The sequence below is a fragment of the Streptomyces sp. NPDC058308 genome, from assembly GCF_042880275.1.
Taxonomy (GTDB): domain Bacteria; phylum Actinomycetota; class Actinomycetes; order Streptomycetales; family Streptomycetaceae; genus Streptomyces.
The window spans coordinates 95265-111014 of sequence record NZ_JBHVZA010000010.1; the positions used below are offsets into that span (position 1 = coordinate 95265).

Below are 15750 nucleotides of genomic sequence, written 5' to 3' on the forward strand. Positions count from 1 at the left end.
CGGCTAGAGCTCCTTGCGGAAGGCCTCCGCCGCCTGCAGGAACAGGTCGTTGGCCTCGGTCTCGCCGATCGTGGCCCGCATCCCCTCACCCGCGAACGGCCGCACGACCACGCCGGCCTCCTCACACGCCGCCGCGAAGTCGGCCGTACGGTCCCCGAGCCGCAGCCACACGAAGTTCGCCTGCGTCTCGGGCACCGTCCAGCCCTGTCCGCGCAGCGCCTCGACCACGCGCGTGCGCTCGCCGACCAGCGAGCCGACCCGGCCCATCAGCTCGTCCTCGGCGCGCAGCGACGCCACCGCCGCGTCCTGCGCGAGCTGACTCACGCCGAAGGGCACCGCCGTCTTGCGCAGCGCGGCGGCCACCGGCTCGTGGGCGACCGCGAAGCCGACGCGCAGGCCCGCGAGGCCGTACGCCTTGGAGAACGTGCGCAGGACGCAGACGTTCGGGCGGTCGCGGTAGATCTCGATGCCGTCCGGCACCTCGGGGTCGCGGATGAACTCGCGGTACGCCTCGTCGAGGACGACCAGCACGTCGCTCGGCACCCGGTCCAGGAACCGCTCAAGCTCCGCCCTGCGGACCACGGTGCCGGTGGGGTTGTTGGGGTTGCAGACAAAGATGAGCCGGGTGCGGTCGGTGATCGCCGCGGCCATCGCGTCGAGGTCGTGCACCTCGCCGTCCGTCAGCGGCACCCGCACCGAGGTCGCGCCGCTGACCTGCGTGATGATCGGGTACGCCTCGAAGGACCGCCACGCGTAGATCACCTCGTCGCCGGGGCCCGCGGTGGCCTGCAGCAGCTGCTGGGCGACGCCCACGGAGCCGGTGCCGGTGGCGATGTGCGAGACGGGCACTCCGAAGCGGTCGGCCAGCTCGGCCATCAAGGTCGTGCACGCCATGTCGGGGTAGCGGTTGAAGGAACCGGCCGCGGCGAGCACACTCTCCATCACGCCGGGAAGCGGCGGGTAGGGGTTCTCGTTCGAGGACAGCTTGTAGGCCGCCGGACCGTCGGACGCCGCGGGCTTGCCCGGCTTGTAGGTGGGGATCCCCTCAAGCTCGGCGCGCAGCCTCGGGTTCGTCTCGCTCACCGCAGTCCTCCTCGTAGCCAGTCACAACCAGTTCGAATACTGCTTACCTTATGAGGATTCGACGCCCCTGCGAATGGGCTTCCGGCATCTCCTCCACGGAGACCGCGCGAAGGTCTGCGTGGCGGTCTGCGCGGAGGCTCCGCGGAGGTCTCCGCAGACGTACGGCGAGGTCCTCCGAAGGCGTACAGGACGACAGGGGCGCCCCGTGCTCCCCCGTGCGCCGGTGGCTCGCTCCGTGGCGCGCGTCCCTCGTGAAGGTGAGTTGAGACCTCTTCGAGATCTGGCCCCTTTGGCAGGCCCATGCGCGACGATCAGGGGCAGCTACCCATCAAGCCCGCCAACTCCCTTGCATTCCATGGTCATTGACCCGCTTGCGCCATGCAGAAACGTGCCTGTCAACGCGTGAATATGCGCCCCTGCTACCCACCCTCATGAGCCCTACTATCGGCTCGCCATGACAGCAGCAGGGAAGCATCAGGTGAGCCGAGCGGAGACCGCACGCCGGGGCAACCGGCAAAGTCGAGCGGGGATCAGAGACGTCGCCGCAGCCGCCGGTGTCTCCATCACGACTGTCTCCGACGCCCTCAACGGCAAGGGAAGGCTGCCCGACGCCACCCGACGCCACGTCCGCGAAGTCGCAGAGCGGCTGGGCTACCGCCCGTCCGCGGCGGCCCGCACCCTCCGTACCGGCAAGTCAGGCCTCATCGGCCTGACCGTGACGACGTACGGGGATGAACCTTTCACCTTCACCGAATTCGCCTACTTCGCCGAGATGGCCAGAGCCGCCACCTCGGCCGCACTCGCCAGGGGCTACGCCCTGGTGATCCTCCCCGCCACCTCCCGCCGCAGCCCCGTCGACGTGTGGTCGAACGTCGCACTCGACGGAACCGTCGTCGTCGACCCCTCCGACCACGATCCCGTGGTCAGCGAACTAGTCCGGCAGGGCCTTCCGGTGGTCTCCGACGGCCGCCCGGCGGGGTCGCTCCCGGTCACCGCCTGGGTCGACAACGACCACGAGGCGGCGGTCCTGGAGATCCTCGACCACCTCGCGGCCGCCGGCGCCCGCCGGATCGGCCTCCTCACCGGCACCACCACGGACACGTACACCCACCTCTCCACCACCGCGTATCTGCGCTGGTGCGAGCGCGTCGGACAGGACCCGGTCTACGAGTCCTACCCCGCGCACGACCCGTGCGCGGGCGCCGTCGCCGCCGACCGGCTGCTCGCCAGGCCCGACCGGCCCGACGCCGTCTACGGTCTCTTCGACCCCAACGGCACCGACCTGCTCGCCGCCGCCCGGCGGTACGGCCTGCGCGTCCCCGACGACCTGCTGCTCGTCTGCTGCAGCGAGTCCACGGTGTACGCCACCACCGAACCGCCCATCACCACGCTCTCCCTCAAACCCCGGCGCATCGGCACGGCCGTCGTACAGCTCCTCATCGACGCCATCGAGGGCCTCGACACGGGCCGGCCCATCCAGCAGGTGATACCGACCGAACTGATCGTGCGCACCTCGTCCGAGCGACGTCCACCGCGCACGACGGTCAGCCCGCCCCGCTCGCCCGGGCACGGCTGACCGCTCCCGCCCGAGCGCCCGGCCCCGGGCGGAGGTCGGCTTCCTCCCCGCAACCAGCGGGGAAACCTCTGCCCAATTCGGGAGAAAACCTCGACGAACCGGGGTCCGGGACCGATTCACCACCCCTGGTGCACCACACAGCGGGAGCCGCATTCCTATGATGGGCGGACGACACCGCGGGCCGCTGCGACCAAGCAGTCCGATCTCGGTGCAGATGCGGCGCAATGGTGGTGGAGGGGTCGATGACTCAGGGGGCCGGTCAGGGACCCGATGTGCGGACGGCGACGCTGCGCGACTTCCGCGTACCGGCGTACGTCCATGAGACGACCGGACCCGCCCCGGCGAGCCCCGGAGCGCCCGGCGAACCGCCGGAGGAGGGCTACACCCCCACCCAGCGCGATCTGCCCGTCATCAACCGGGGCGACACGGTCCAGGTGCAGGTCATGCCGGAGCCTCCGCAGCCGCGGGCGGGCGAGGAATTCGGTCCGCTGTTCGTCGTGGGCGACGTGCACGGCTATCTGGACGAGCTCGTCGCGGCCCTGCATGAGCAGGGGCTCGTCGACGACGAGGGCAACTGGTCCGCGGGCAACGCGCGCCTGTGGTTCCTCGGCGACTTCACCGACCGCGGACCCGACGGCATCGGCGTCATCGACCTGGTGATGCGGCTCTCCGCCGAAGCGGCCGCCGCCGGCGGCTACTGCAAGGCGCTCATGGGCAACCACGAGCTGCTCCTGCTCGGCGCCAAGCGGTTCGGCGACACCCCCGTCAACTCCGGCGCGGGCACCGCCACCTTCCAGGCCGCCTGGCTGCTCAACGGCGGGCAGAAGACCGACATGGAGCGCCTGGAGGACCACCACCTGCAGTGGATGGCCCGACTGGACGCGATGGAGGAGGCCGACGGCCACCTGCTCGTGCACTCCGACACGACCGCCTATCTGGATTACGGCGACTCGATCGAGGCGGTGAACGACACCATCCGGGAGACCCTGACGCGCAATGACGCCGACGAGTGCTGGGACCTCTTCCGCAAGTTCACCAAGCGCTTCGCCTTCCGCGACGAGTCCGGCCCCTCGGCCGTCCGCGAACTCCTCGATGTCTACGGCGGCACACGCATCGTCCACGGTCACAGCCCCATCCCCTACCTCCTGGGCGACGTCGGCTCCGAGGACGAGTCGGACGGCGGCGGCCCCGTCATCGAGGGTCCGCACGTCTACGCCGACGGCCTGGCCATCGCCATGGACGGCGGAGTGACCATGGCCGGAAAGCTACTGGTCTGCCAACTCCCCCTGACTGACTGAGCGTTCTTCGGGCAGGCGCTCCTCTACACGATCACGCTGGCCAGGGGGGCAATTTCCGGAAACCCCCTGTCACCGCATGCGGTCACGGCTCTACCATCGGCTTATCCGTAGCAGGCTCCCCTCCGTTTCTGCCCAACGGCTCGCAGCCATGCGAGCCTCAGCCCTACGGAGCATCGGGGGATGCACATGAACAGCGCTCCACACCTGCTCAACGAGGACCGCCCCGAGTACGAGCGGATCCTCGATGAGGCGCTGCGCAACGCACCTGATCGTCCTGAACTCGCCGCAGTGGGCCAGCGGCTCAACACCGAACAACTGCGCACCATGGCCCTGAACGCGACAGCACTGATCACGGCCTCGGCCGCGGCCGAGTACGCGCACTACGTGAAGGTTCGCGAGGAGTTGCGCGAACCTCGACCGACGTCCACAACAATCCGTGAAGGGAACGGACAGAGCGCCGCGGAGTCGGGCTCCGGCGGCATCAGCCTCGCCACCACGATGGGCGAGGTGGCGGAACCAGTGGCCGCGGGAGCCGGGGCGATCGCCGTCGTCGCGGTCCTCGCACCCGTCCTCGCGGGCACGGCCGCGATGATATTCCTGCTCGTCGGCTACATCCTGAAGATGCTCACCCCTGAGCCCGCCTTCGCGGACACCCTGCTCACCGCGGGGTGGCTGTTCGGCGCGCTCACCGCCGGGGGCATCCTGGTCGCCGCGGTCGGTCTGCTCCTGACCGCCCTGCGCAACGGCTCCACCTCGCTCCAGGCAGAACTGCACGGTGAGCACTGCGAGGAGGTGTCCCGCGCCAGGGAAGACTGGGGCCGGGCGCTCCTGGAGCGCGGCGTCGTGCCGTTCCTGCGGGAGGCCCTGACGGACCCGGGCGGAGCTCCCGCCGCCCGTACGCCGTCGCCGGGCGCCGGGGGATCCGGGGCGAACGGCAGCCGCATGCCCCAACTCGGCTATCACAGGCCGGGGTTCAGCAGCCCGGACGGCGGCCCTGCCGCGGGACCGCGCCCGAGCTACTCCAGCCCGGACTTCTCCAGCCCCGACTTCGGCGGGCCCGACCACAAGCCGGAGTAGTGGGGCCGGGGACGGGCACGGGGCAAGACCGTGCACAGGTACGCAGGGGCCGGACCGGTGTTCGGCCAGGTCAGAGCGTGTGACCTGGCCGAACACCGGCAGGACGAGGCGCGAGGCAGGGCAGTGACCGGCTGGTTGCCGGTGTGCTGCCCTGCTCCCGCGTGCCGTCGGCCGTTGAAACGGCCTCGGAGCCGACCGGGGAGGCCGCGGGTACGGCTCAGTCGGCGATCGGCAGATAGACCCGGTTGCCCGCCGCGGCGAACTCCTTGGACTTCTGCTCCATGCCCGCCTCGATGTCGTCCTGCTCCAGGTCACCGCCGTGCTGACGCCGGATGTCCTGCGAGATCTTCATGCTGCAGAACTTCGGCCCGCACATCGAGCAGAAGTGCGCCGTCTTCGCGGGCTCGGCCGGCAGCGTCTCGTCGTGGAACTCCCGTGCCGTGACCGGGTCGAGAGCCAGATTGAACTGGTCCTCCCAGCGGAACTCGAAGCGCGCGTCCGAGAGCGCGTCGTCCCAGTCCTGCGCGCCCGGGTGCCCCTTGGCCAGGTCCGCCGCGTGCGCCGCGATCTTGTACGTGATGACGCCGGTCTTCACGTCGTCGCGGTTGGGCAGGCCCAGGTGCTCCTTGGGCGTGACGTAGCAGAGCATGGCAGTACCCCACCAGCCGATCATCGCGGCGCCGATGCCGGAGGTGATGTGGTCGTAGGCCGGGGCGATGTCCGTGGTCAGCGGGCCGAGCGTGTAGAACGGCGCCTCCTCGCAGATCTCCTGCTGGAGGTCGATGTTCTCCTTGATCTTGTGCATCGGGACGTGACCGGGGCCCTCGATCATCGTCTGTACGTTGTGACGCTTGGCGATCGTGTTGAGTTCCCCGAGCGTCCTCAACTCGGCGAACTGCGCCTCGTCGTTGGCGTCCGCGATCGAGCCGGGCCGCAGGCCGTCGCCGAGCGAGTACGTCACGTCGTACGCCGCGAGGATCTCGCAGAGCTCCTCGAAGTGCTCGTAGAGGAAGCTCTCCTTGTGGTGCGCGAGACACCAGGCGGCCATGATCGAGCCGCCGCGCGAGACGATGCCGGTCTTGCGGCGCGCGGTGAGCGGGACGTACGGAAGGCGCACGCCCGCGTGCACCGTCATGTAGTCCACGCCTTGCTCGGCCTGCTCGATGACCGTGTCCTTGTAGATCTCCCAGGTCAACTCCTCGGCCTTGCCGTCGACCTTCTCCAGGGCCTGGTAGAGCGGCACGGTGCCGATCGGCACGGGGGAGTTGCGCAGCACCCACTCGCGGGTGGTGTGGATGTTGCGGCCGGTGGACAGGTCCATGACCGTGTCGGCGCCCCACTTGGTCGCCCACGTCATCTTGTCCACCTCCTCCTCGATGGACGAGGTCACCGCGGAGTTGCCGATGTTGGCGTTGACCTTCACCAGGAACTTCTTGCCGATGATCATCGGCTCGATCTCCGGGTGGTTGACGTTGGCGGGGATCACCGCACGGCCCGCGGCGACCTCCGCGCGCACGACCTCGGGGTCGAGGTTCTCGCGGATCCCGATGAACTCCATCTCGGGGGTGATCTCGCCGCGGCGGGCGTACGCGAGCTGCGTCACCGCCTGCCCCGCGCGCCCCCTGCGCGGCTGTCGCGGACGGCCCGGGAAGACCGCGTCGAGGTTCTTCAGGCCGCCGCGGGGCGAGGTGTGCTTGATGCCGTCGTCCTCGGGACGGGGCGGGCGGCCGGTGTACTCCTCGGTGTCGCCGCGGGCGATGATCCAGTTCTCCCGCAGCGGCGGCAGACCGCGGCGGACGTCGGTCTGGGCCGACGGGTCGGTGTAAGGGCCTGAGGTGTCGTACAGCGTGACAGCCTTGCCGTTGGTGAGGTGCACCTGGCGGACCGGCACGCGCAGGTCGGGGCGCGAACCCTCGACATACGCCTTGTGCCAGCCGATGGACTTCCCAGCCTCGTCAGCCGCGACGGTGTTCTCGTCGCTGCCGGAGGCAGGCGTGCGTGCGTCCGATGTGGTCATGAGACCTACTCCCTACGCCGGCATTACCCGGTAACAGGTTCGGCGGTCGACGCAGCGGATCCCGTACGGCTCGTGCACGATCGTGCCGGTTCGTACGGAGGTCAGCGCCCTCTCAGCCCGGTGCTCCGAGCTCCCGCGATTGCAAAGGTGGCTCCACGCTAGCGTCATCTCGGGCGCGCTGAACAGAGGGCCCCCTCCGTTCTTGCGATGATCGGGCAGTGACCACCACAGAGCCGCCGCTTCCGCCGCCCTCTCGTCCCCCGTCGCAACCGCCGGGTCCGACCCCGCCGTCGGACGGGACCGGACATGGAGGTCATGGGCACGGGGGCCACGGACACTCGCACAGTCACGGCCCCGCAGCGCCCGTCTCCAAGCACCTGCGCAAGGTCATTGCCGCGGTACTGATTCCCTTCGCCGCCGCGGTCGCCGTAGGCCTGCTGGTGCTGTGGCCGGGTGGCACACCGGGCCACGAGCGCACCGGCGTCGGATTCGACCGGCAGACCCAGGCGGCGAAGGTCACGAAGGTGCAGGAACTGCCCTGCAAGGACCTCAGCCCCTCCCAGACCCCGCCGAACGGCGACACCTCCACCGCCGAGGGTCAGTCCGCCCAGTCCCGGGCGGCGGGCACCTGCAAACGCGCGACGGTCGAGGTCAGCAGCGGCAAGGACGAGGGCCGCACCTTCACCGAGATCATCCAGCCGGACTCGCCCCGGCAACTGCGGCAGGGCCAGCAGGTGGTGGTCGCCTACGAGCCCAAGGCCCCCGAGGGTCTGCAGTACTCCGTCACCGACGTGAACCGCAAGTTCCCGATGGCACTGCTCGCCGGAATCTTCGCCCTCGCCGTCGTCGTGGTGGGACGGCTGCGCGGTGTGATGGCCCTGGTCGCGCTCGCCATCAGCTTCATGGTGCTCACGTTCTTCATCCTGCCGGCGATCCTGCAGGGCTCGAATCCGCTGGTCGTGGCGGTGATCGGGGCGAGCGCCATCATGCTGATCGCGCTCTATCTGTGCCACGGCCTCACGGCCCGCACATCGGTCGCGGTACTCGGCACGCTTATCTCCCTCCTGCTGATCGGCCTGCTCGGCTCGGTCTTCATCGGCTGGGCCTCCCTGACCGGCAACACGGACGACAACACCGGCCTCATCCATGGCCTGTACCCGTCCATCGACATGAGCGGCCTGCTGCTCGCGGGCGTCATCATCGGCTCGCTCGGTGTGCTCGACGACGTAACGGTCACGCAGACCTCCGCGGTCTGGGAACTGCACCAGGCCAACCCGACGATGGGTTGGCGCGGCCTGTACCGCGCGGGCATCCGCATCGGCCGCGACCACATCGCCTCGGTCGTCAACACCCTCGTCCTCGCCTACGCGGGCGCCGCGCTGCCCCTCCTGCTGCTCTTCTCGATCGCGCAGTCCAGCGTGGGCACGGTGGCCAACAGCGAGTTGGTCGCCGAGGAGATCGTGCGCACTCTGATCGGCTCGATCGGCCTGGTCGCCTCGGTGCCGGTGACGACCGCGCTGGCCGCCCTGGTCGTCTCGGCGGACCGCACGATCGGATCTCCGCCGCCCCCTCCCGGTACGGGACGCCCCACCGGCACGGGCGCCACCGCTACCGGCCCCGCGCGCCCCTCCCACGGCGGAAAGGGGCGGCGCCGCAAACGGTGACCGCTCCCGGCGCCACTAAATGCACCAAAATGCCACCCTCATCCGTCCCTTGACGACAGCAGGTCAGCCCGCGTTCTGCTCCTCCGCGAGGATCCGGTCGAGCGCCTCGTCGAGGTGGGTGTCGAAGTCGGCGAGCGACCGCTCCTGCCCGAGCGGCACCAGCCTGTCCGTACGGTCGAGGAAGGCGAGCAGCGGCGGGATGCCCACCCGGAACAGCGCCTGGTCCGCGCCGACCTGAAGCCTGATCAGCGCCTCGTCGAGCAGCCCGGAATCGGTCGGCTCGACCCGCACGTCCCCCTCCCCGGACGGACTCCCCACCCCGTCGATCAGCAACTCCCGCCCAAAGGTCCAGGTCACCGGGGCGTCCCCCGGCAGATGGAACGTCAGCTGCACGGCATAGGGGTCGTCGATCTCGTAACGCAGCTCCACCGGGATGCGAAACGACAGCTCCTCGGAAACAAGGAAGCTCATCATGACCTCTGCCTGAACCGTCTCGCCCATCGCGCCTACCCCGTCACGTAGCTCTCGAGGAGCCAGGGACCAACTCCCTGGCACCCTTGGCATCTTGCTCAACGTGCGCACCAGATCACAAGGAGTGAGTTTTCAGATGCTGATAGAGAAGGCGAGTGTCCCTAGTAGCTTTCCGAGTTCACGCTGCAAACGCTGGGCCGCGGGCAGCAGCCGATCGGCTTGGTAGGCGGGTACAGAAATGGCCATGGTCGCGGCGGTGTCACCCACTGTGATCGGAATCGCCGCGCAGACCGTACCGAGCGCGTACTCCTGACGCTCCACGACGGGCCGCATCCGCTCCATCGCGTCGAGCCGCCGCATGAAGGTGCGGTCGTCCCGGACCGAATAGCGAGTGATCGACTGGACCGGATAGCGGTCGAGGTGGTCCAGCCGGGCCTCACTGTCGAGTTGACCCAGCAGACACTGCCCGATCGCGTGGGCGTGCCCCGTCTCCCGGAAGTCCGCCCACTCCTCGACGGCAGGGTTGCCCGGGGTGTCCGAGACGGCGACGAGATCGATCTCGCCCTCGCGGTAGACCGCGAAATACACGGGGACCCCGATGGTGTCGCGCCAGTGCGCCAAGGTCTCCTCGATGGCGCCGCGCCGATTCTGCTGCGCCCCGCTGCTGCCCAGCCGCTCGGCCGCCTCGCCGAGCACGAACACACCTTTCTCTCTGCGGAGATAGCCCTCGTGGGTCAGGGTGCGCAGCAGGTGGTACGCGGTGGGGAGGGCAAGCCCCGCCTCCCGCGCCAACTGCTTCGCGGGCGCCCCGCCTTGATGCGCGGCGGCGGCTTCCAGCAGTCGCATCGCCCGCTGTACGGAACCGATGAGGGTCGGCCCGACGGCCGCGGTGGATGTGTCGGCCGGTGCAGGGGTGGCGTCAATCGCTGAGGTGGTGGCGTCGACCGCAGCCAAGGTTCACTCCCGAAGCGCGTGAGGGGTCCGCCCGTGCCCGCAGGAGCGAGGGAAGGGCAGTGCACGTGCACCCGTCCACGGAGGGTCGACCTCCGCGTCGGATTCCGGACTCTAATCCTTGGCCACCGCTCTACGGCTCCGCACGGGAAAACTTCCCCCTGCCGAGGGAACCGTTGCGAAAACTCACCACTGTGTGGTCACCGGTTTCCGGTCCGCGGTCACCAGTCGGTACGGGACGAAGAGGAGCCGGATATGAACTTCCGTACGACATAGATGAGTCCACCGACCAAAGCTACGAATAGCAGGGCCTTGAACAGCAGACCGACCACGAATCCGACAACGGTGGCTATCACGCTGCCGAAGACGACGAGTGCGATGACGGGCACGGCCACCCACTTCACCCACCACGGCATTCCCGCAAAGATCTCCTTGGCTGCCATCGTTCTTACCTCTCTCCGCTCTGTCCGCACTTCCGCGCTCTTCGCATCGGTGCGGGTCCCTGAATCTCCGCAGGTTCCTGGCTTCTCGCATTCGATGCTAGGACGCCAAAGGGCTCTGCGGGGGCCGCGGAGCCCTTGTCCTCCCCTGATCCGACCCTTAGGGAACCCCGAGGTCGCAGCCCTGAAGAGGTCAGCCTGCGGAGGGAGAGCCGGGCTCCTACCGAGGCCGGGAGCCGGTCGGTCAGAGCTCAGGACTCTCAGGGCTCTCAGGAGTCTCAGGAGTCTCAGGACTCGGGCGGGGAGAAGACGACTACCACGCGCAGGTCCTCGCTGATGTGGTGGAACTTGTGGGCCACTCCGGCCGGCACATAGACGACGCTGCCCCGCGCCACCTGCGTGGTCTCCATGCCGACCGTGATCGAGGCACGGCCACTGACGACCATGTACACCTCGTCCTGCTGGTGCGGCTGCTGCGGGTCGGGCTCGCCGGCGTCCAGTGCGTACAGCCCGACCGACATGTTCCGCTCACGCAGGAACTGCAGATACGCACCGTCGTTCGCGGCGCGCTCCGCCTCCAGCTCGTCCAGTCGGAAAGCCTTCATCGCTCTCGTACACCCCTCGCTGATGCCCGTCGGACCGCCGCTGGGCCTGTCACTGGTCGCGGACCCTCATGAGCCGACCGTTCCCGGCCCGTGTCTGCCACGATCAGACACATGAAGAATTTTGTAGTCAAGACGATCGCCAACGCCGCGGCCCTGGCTGTCGCCGTGTGGCTGCTCGACAAGATCACCCTGACCGGCGACAGCACGGGCAAGAAGGTGGGTACGCTCCTCGTCGTCGCCCTGCTCTTCGGGCTGGTGAACTTCCTGGTCAAGCCGGTGGTGAAGGTCCTCACCTTCCCCTTGTTCATCCTGACGCTCGGCCTGATCACCTTCGTGGTCAACGCCCTCATGCTGCTGCTCACCTCGTGGCTGGCCGACAAGCTGGACGTCAGCTTCCACGTCGAGGGCTTCTGGACCGCCGTCCTGGGTGGCCTGATCATCTCGATCGTCTCGTGGGCCCTGAACGTCGTCCTTCCCGACGACAAGGACTGACCTCCCTGGGCGGTCGAGGGGGCCGGGGGAAGCAAGGGATCCGAGGGGCTCGCGGTGTGTCCGAGAATGGTGGGGACAGCGAGCCAGAGCCTGCTCGGCGTTGTACGTGAAGCAGTGGAAAGGCGGGCGGCATGACGGAATCGGGACCGATAGGCGACGGCACGGGACCCATAGGCGACGGTGCGGTGCGCATCGGCGACGGCACGCGGGCGGTGCGGGCCGGGCTGCCCGAGCCCGTGAAACACGAGCCGACACTGCCCGGCCCGGTGTTCGCCGCCCACTTCCACCTGCCCGGCGACCCCACGGGCGGATACGCCTACGGCCGTGACGACAACCCCACCTGGACGCATCTGGAGCGAGCCATCGGCGAGCTCGAGGCACCGGACTCCGCCGCCGACGTCGAGACGCTGGTCTTCGGCTCCGGCATGGCCGCCATCTCGGCGGTGCTGTTCTCGCAGCTGCGCGCCGGTGACGCGGTGGTCCTGCCGGACGACGGCTATCAGGTCTTCCCGCTGGTCCGCGAACAGCTCACCTCGTACGGCATCGAGGTACGCACCGCCCCGACAGGCGGCGACGCCCAGCTCGATGTCCTGGACGGCGCCAAGCTGCTGTGGATCGAGACGCCCTCCAACCCGGGCCTCGACGTGTGCGACGTGCGGCGGCTCGCCCACGCGGCACACGCGCGTGGCGCCCTGGTGGCCGTCGACAACACCCTGGCGACGCCGCTCGGCCAGCGCCCCCTCGAACTCGGCGCCGACTTCGCGGTGGCCAGTGGCACCAAGATGCTCACCGGCCACGGCGACATCCTCCTGGGATACGTCGTTTGCCGCGACGCGGAACTGACCGCCTCCGTACGGAACTGGCGCAAGATCGTCGGAGCGATCCCGGGCCCGATGGAGGCCTGGCTCGCACACCGCTCGCTCGCCACGCTCCAACTGCGCGCCGACCGCCAGAACGCGAACGCCCTGGCCATCGCCGAGGCCCTGCGCGACCGCGCCGAGGTGTCCGGACTGCGCTATCCCGGGCTGCCCGACGACCCCTCGTACAAGGTCGCCTCGCAGCAGATGCGGCGCTTCGGGTGCGTGGTCTCCTTCACGCTGCCCACGCGCACGCGTGCCGAGCGTTTCCTTGAGGCACTCCACCTTGTCGACGACGCCACGAGTTTCGGCGGTGTGCGGTCCACCGCCGAGCGCCGCCGTCGCTGGGGTGGCGATGCCGTTTCGGAGGGCTTCATCCGCTTCTCCGCAGGCGCCGAGGATCCCGCCGATCTTGTGGCGGACGTGCTGCGTGCGCTGGACGAGTCGGCCGAGACGGCGGGCTGACCGCCCGGACCGCCTCGCAGCCCGAACCACCTCGCAGCACGAAAACCCGCCTCGCCGAGAGCGCGACGGCGCCCCGGCCACACACCGGCTACGCACGACGAACGGTCCGAGCCTCCCCCCTCTTGGCTCGGACCGTTCCGGTTCCGCGCGCGAAGAACCGCACACACAAGGCTAGTTGACTGTGTGTCAGTGTCCAATCACCGTAGCGACAGGGGCCTATCGACATATTTATAGTGGGCGCGCCCTGAGGGCACGAAGGGGAGTGACGCCGGCACCGCCGAGGAGGCGCTTGAGGGGCTCGCGGCCGGGCACCACGACCTGGCCATCACGACGGCCCGTCCCCGCGGCCCGCTGCTCACCGCGGCACCACTCGCCATGCCGCACATCGCTCGGGCGCACGAGTGGCTGCTGCGCGCCGCCGTCGACTGGGCTTGATGGGGGCGCGGCCGGTCCGCGATGTTTCACGTGGAACAGTCCGGGCCACATTTCCCCCATGACCGTCCGACCCGTGGTCAAGCGCACCGCACGCGCCGTCCTGCTGGACGGTGACGACCTGATCCTGATCAAGCGCACCAAGCCCGGTGTCGATCCGTACTGGGTCACCCCGGGCGGCGGCGTGGAGGCGGAGGACGACTCCGTCGTCGACGCGCTCCACCGTGAGGTCCACGAGGAGCTCGGCGCCAAAATCACCGACGTCGTGCCCTGTTTCGTCGACACCGTGGAGCACATCGGCGAGGACGGTGGGGCGACCGGAGTGAAGGTGCAGCACTTCTTCGTCTGCCGCCTGGAGTCCATGGACACCGGCCAGCGGCACGGGCCCGAGGTCGAGGATCCGTGCGGCGAGTACGAGATCGTGCACGTGCCCTTCACCCGGGTCGGCATCGCCTCGGTCCACCTCGTACCGCTGTCGCTGCGGCATTACCTCGACGGCAATATCGAGGGCGTACGCGCGATGCACGCCCCCGACCTGGGATAGGGCCTTCAAAGCCAGGCTCTAAGGCGCCGCCATCAGTTCCTCGACGGAGTCATGGCGGATCCTGTCCTCGGGGATGCCGATGTCGCGCAGGGCGTCCACTCCGTTGCGGATCATGCCGGGCGGACCGGAGAGATAGGCGTCGTACTCATTCCACGGCCCGTACTCGCGCACGGCGTCCGGCAGTTGGGCCCGCTGGTCGACGACGGGGCGCACGGCCAGCCACGGGTGGGTCTGCTGCAATCGCAGCATCGTGTCGATGTCGTACAGGTCGTGATCGGTACGGGCTCCGTAGAACACCTCGACCGGTCGGCGCCTGCCGTGCTCGGCCACATCCTCGACGAGGGCCTTGATGGGCGCGATGCCCGTGCCACCGCCCAGGCAGAGCAGCCCGCTGTCGGTGGTGTGGTCGACGGTCATCGAACCGGCGGGCGCACCGAGCCGCAGCACGTCACCGGGGCGGGCGTGATGCACCAGGGCGTTGGAGACCCAGCCGGCCGGGACCGCCTTGACGTGGAAGGACAGCAGCCCGTCGGGGCGGGGCGCCGAGGCGAAGGAGTAGTGGCGCCAGATCCGCGGCCACCAGGGAGTCTCCAGGCTGGTGTACTGCCCGGCGAGGAAGGGGTACGGCTGGTCGGGGCGGACCGTGACGACCGCTATGTCCGGGGTCCTGAGATCGTGCGAGACGACCTCGGCGAACCACCAGGCAGGAGCGCGCAGTTCGTCCTCGGCGGCCGCGTCGATCATGATCTGGGAGATCGTCGTGTACGTCCGGACCCAGGCGGCCTCGGTCTCCTCGTCCCAGACCGCGCTCGCGTACCGGCTCAGCGAACCGATCAGACACTCGCCGACGGCCGGGTAGTGCTCGGGCTGGGTGCCGTACTTGCGGTGTCCGCGCCCGAGGTTCTTCAGATACGAGACGAGCACGTCGGTGTGGTCGATGTGCTCGGCCGAGGTCAGCAGTGCCTTGAGGATCCGGTCCCGCTGGGTGTCCATCGCCGCGGGGAACAGGGCGCGCAGATCCGGGTGGCGGGTGAAGAGCAACGCGTAGAAGTACGAGGTGACCTTGTCGGCGACAGGAGCGATCTCGGCCATCGTGCGCTGCACCAGGACCGCGTCGGGGGAGGCCTTCCCTGTGGGCTTCGCCGTCGGGGTGGGCATGGAGGGCGATGCTGGATGGGGCTGAGGCGCCGAGGTCTGCGGAGCTGATGTCTGCGGAGCCGGGGCCTGAGGGGCCGGGGCTTGAGGAGGCGCGGCCTGAGGAGGCGCGGCGGCGGATATTCGCTCGTCAGACGGCTCCGTAGCGGGCATCGGCGCCGACGGCTCCGTGTCGGGCGTCGGCGCGGAGGTATCGGTCGGCTGCCGCTCGCCGTCCTGGGGCCCCTGCGGGGGCCTGCGCGGGGTGAACCAGCCGCTCCCGTCGTTGGAAGTACCGTCGTCAGCCGACATGGTGGTCGGAGCGTCCATGCTGTGCCTCGCCTCGAACATCTCTCGGTCGGTCTGCGCACTCCCTGCCGGAAGTTGCCTGCTTTCCCCGCTCTGCCTCGACGGCCGTTACGGCCACATTGAACCCCGGCTTCCCGGACCCTACGGACAAGTAGGTCCAGAATGTGACATTGGCCGCAGTCATCTCACGGCAGCATCCCATTGCCCGCCGTCGCGTCGACCGCATAACGGCAAGTACGAGTTCTGGATCTCTTCCCCCGTTAGGCTTCTTTGCCTGCGTGTGCCCCCCAGAGTGCGAAGTGGCGCACCCGGCACGAACCGTGATCGACCCTACC

14 protein-coding genes and 1 riboswitch are annotated in these 15750 nt (G+C 69.1%); of the genes, 7 read left to right on the top strand and 7 right to left on the bottom strand.

Going from position 1 to position 15750, the window contains the following annotated elements:
* Positions 1-3: 3 nt before the first annotated feature.
* A complete protein-coding gene (gene hisC, locus ACFVYL_RS16010) occupies positions 4-1083 on the bottom strand; it encodes a histidinol-phosphate transaminase (protein WP_389716065.1) in 1080 nt (359 codons plus the stop codon).
* A 454-nt stretch (positions 1084-1537) separates the two neighbouring features.
* Here hisC and ACFVYL_RS16015 point away from each other — a divergent pair, with 454 nt between their 5' ends.
* The 3 genes from ACFVYL_RS16015 to ACFVYL_RS16025 all read left to right on the top strand — a co-directional run bounded on the left by ACFVYL_RS16015 (position 1538) and on the right by ACFVYL_RS16025 (position 5034).
* The gene (locus tag ACFVYL_RS16015; RefSeq protein ID WP_389716068.1) at positions 1538-2659 is read left to right on the top strand and encodes a LacI family DNA-binding transcriptional regulator; all 1122 of its coding nucleotides are present in this window, start codon (positions 1538-1540) and stop codon (positions 2657-2659) included.
* 242 nt (positions 2660-2901) lie between these two features.
* Entirely contained in the window at positions 2902-3957 is a 1056-nt protein-coding gene (locus ACFVYL_RS16020; RefSeq protein WP_389716070.1) for a metallophosphoesterase, read from the top strand.
* A gap of 180 nt (positions 3958-4137) precedes the next feature.
* Positions 4138-5034, top strand: coding sequence for a hypothetical protein (locus tag ACFVYL_RS16025; protein ID WP_389716073.1), 897 nt, complete (start codon positions 4138-4140; stop codon positions 5032-5034).
* A gap of 217 nt (positions 5035-5251) precedes the next feature.
* On the opposite strand, the gene thiC is transcribed toward ACFVYL_RS16025, so the two are convergent.
* On the bottom strand, positions 5252-7051 hold the full coding sequence (gene thiC, locus ACFVYL_RS16030) for a phosphomethylpyrimidine synthase ThiC (RefSeq protein WP_389716076.1): 1800 nt from the start codon (positions 7049-7051) through the stop codon (positions 5252-5254).
* Positions 7044-7198: riboswitch (TPP riboswitch) on the bottom strand. Its footprint overlaps the gene before it by 8 nt.
* 71 nt (positions 7199-7269) lie before the next feature.
* On the opposite strand from thiC, the gene ACFVYL_RS16035 reads away from it, so the two are divergent.
* Positions 7270-8715 carry a YibE/F family protein gene (locus ACFVYL_RS16035; RefSeq protein ID WP_389716077.1) on the top strand — a complete coding sequence of 482 codons (1446 nt, stop codon included), beginning with the start codon at positions 7270-7272 and terminating at the stop codon, positions 8713-8715.
* A gap of 63 nt (positions 8716-8778) precedes the next feature.
* Here ACFVYL_RS16035 and ACFVYL_RS16040 read toward each other — a convergent pair whose 3' ends face one another.
* The 4 genes from ACFVYL_RS16040 to ACFVYL_RS16055 all read right to left on the bottom strand — a co-directional run bounded on the left by ACFVYL_RS16040 (position 8779) and on the right by ACFVYL_RS16055 (position 11182).
* Positions 8779-9216: an SsgA family sporulation/cell division regulator gene (locus ACFVYL_RS16040; RefSeq protein ID WP_389716079.1), complete on the bottom strand. Its 438-nt coding sequence runs from the start codon at positions 9214-9216 to the stop codon at positions 8779-8781.
* 102 nt (positions 9217-9318) lie between these two features.
* A complete protein-coding gene (locus tag ACFVYL_RS16045) occupies positions 9319-10032 on the bottom strand; it encodes an IclR family transcriptional regulator (RefSeq protein ID WP_389716398.1) in 714 nt (237 codons plus the stop codon).
* Positions 10033-10358: 326 nt separating this feature from the next.
* Positions 10359-10580: a DUF5326 family protein gene (locus ACFVYL_RS16050; RefSeq protein WP_361719010.1), complete on the bottom strand. Its 222-nt coding sequence runs from the start codon at positions 10578-10580 to the stop codon at positions 10359-10361.
* Between the two features lie 284 nt (positions 10581-10864).
* Complete coding sequence (locus ACFVYL_RS16055; RefSeq protein WP_389716082.1) at positions 10865-11182, bottom strand: cupin domain-containing protein; 318 nt, start codon at positions 11180-11182, stop codon at positions 10865-10867.
* Positions 11183-11293: 111 nt separating this feature from the next.
* Here ACFVYL_RS16055 and ACFVYL_RS16060 point away from each other — a divergent pair, with 111 nt between their 5' ends.
* From ACFVYL_RS16060 to ACFVYL_RS16070, 3 genes are all read left to right on the top strand, one after another.
* The gene (locus ACFVYL_RS16060; RefSeq protein ID WP_389716085.1) at positions 11294-11674 is read left to right on the top strand and encodes a phage holin family protein; all 381 of its coding nucleotides are present in this window, start codon (positions 11294-11296) and stop codon (positions 11672-11674) included.
* Positions 11675-11805: 131 nt separating this feature from the next.
* Positions 11806-12996, top strand: coding sequence for a cystathionine gamma-lyase (locus ACFVYL_RS16065; RefSeq protein ID WP_389716087.1), 1191 nt, complete (start codon positions 11806-11808; stop codon positions 12994-12996).
* A gap of 493 nt (positions 12997-13489) precedes the next feature.
* On the top strand, positions 13490-13972 hold the full coding sequence (locus tag ACFVYL_RS16070; protein ID WP_389716089.1) for an NUDIX domain-containing protein: 483 nt from the start codon (positions 13490-13492) through the stop codon (positions 13970-13972).
* A gap of 18 nt (positions 13973-13990) precedes the next feature.
* Here the strand turns inward: ACFVYL_RS16070 and ACFVYL_RS16075 are convergent, their stop codons facing one another.
* Positions 13991-15457, bottom strand: a complete 1467-nt coding sequence (locus tag ACFVYL_RS16075) for a globin domain-containing protein (protein ID WP_389716091.1) — start codon at positions 15455-15457, stop codon at positions 13991-13993.
* Positions 15458-15750: the final 293 nt, after the last annotated feature.

Coding starts and splice junctions, on each gene's coding strand:
- ACFVYL_RS16015 (WP_389716068.1), top strand. CDS start 1,538: ATGACAGCAGCAGGGAAGCATCAGGTGAGCCGAGCGGAGACCGCACGC.
- ACFVYL_RS16020 (WP_389716070.1), top strand. CDS start 2,902: ATGACTCAGGGGGCCGGTCAGGGACCCGATGTGCGGACGGCGACGCTG.
- ACFVYL_RS16025 (WP_389716073.1), top strand. CDS start 4,138: ATGCACATGAACAGCGCTCCACACCTGCTCAACGAGGACCGCCCCGAG.
- thiC (WP_389716076.1), bottom strand. CDS start 7,051: ATGACCACATCGGACGCACGCACGCCTGCCTCCGGCAGCGACGAGAAC.
- ACFVYL_RS16040 (WP_389716079.1), bottom strand. CDS start 9,216: ATGGGCGAGACGGTTCAGGCAGAGGTCATGATGAGCTTCCTTGTTTCC.
- ACFVYL_RS16045 (WP_389716398.1), bottom strand. CDS start 10,032: ATGCGACTGCTGGAAGCCGCCGCCGCGCATCAAGGCGGGGCGCCCGCG.
- ACFVYL_RS16050 (WP_361719010.1), bottom strand. CDS start 10,580: ATGGCAGCCAAGGAGATCTTTGCGGGAATGCCGTGGTGGGTGAAGTGG.
- ACFVYL_RS16055 (WP_389716082.1), bottom strand. CDS start 11,182: ATGAAGGCTTTCCGACTGGACGAGCTGGAGGCGGAGCGCGCCGCGAAC.
- ACFVYL_RS16060 (WP_389716085.1), top strand. CDS start 11,294: ATGAAGAATTTTGTAGTCAAGACGATCGCCAACGCCGCGGCCCTGGCT.
- ACFVYL_RS16065 (WP_389716087.1), top strand. CDS start 11,806: ATGACGGAATCGGGACCGATAGGCGACGGCACGGGACCCATAGGCGAC.
- ACFVYL_RS16070 (WP_389716089.1), top strand. CDS start 13,490: ATGACCGTCCGACCCGTGGTCAAGCGCACCGCACGCGCCGTCCTGCTG.
- ACFVYL_RS16075 (WP_389716091.1), bottom strand. CDS start 15,457: ATGTTCGAGGCGAGGCACAGCATGGACGCTCCGACCACCATGTCGGCT.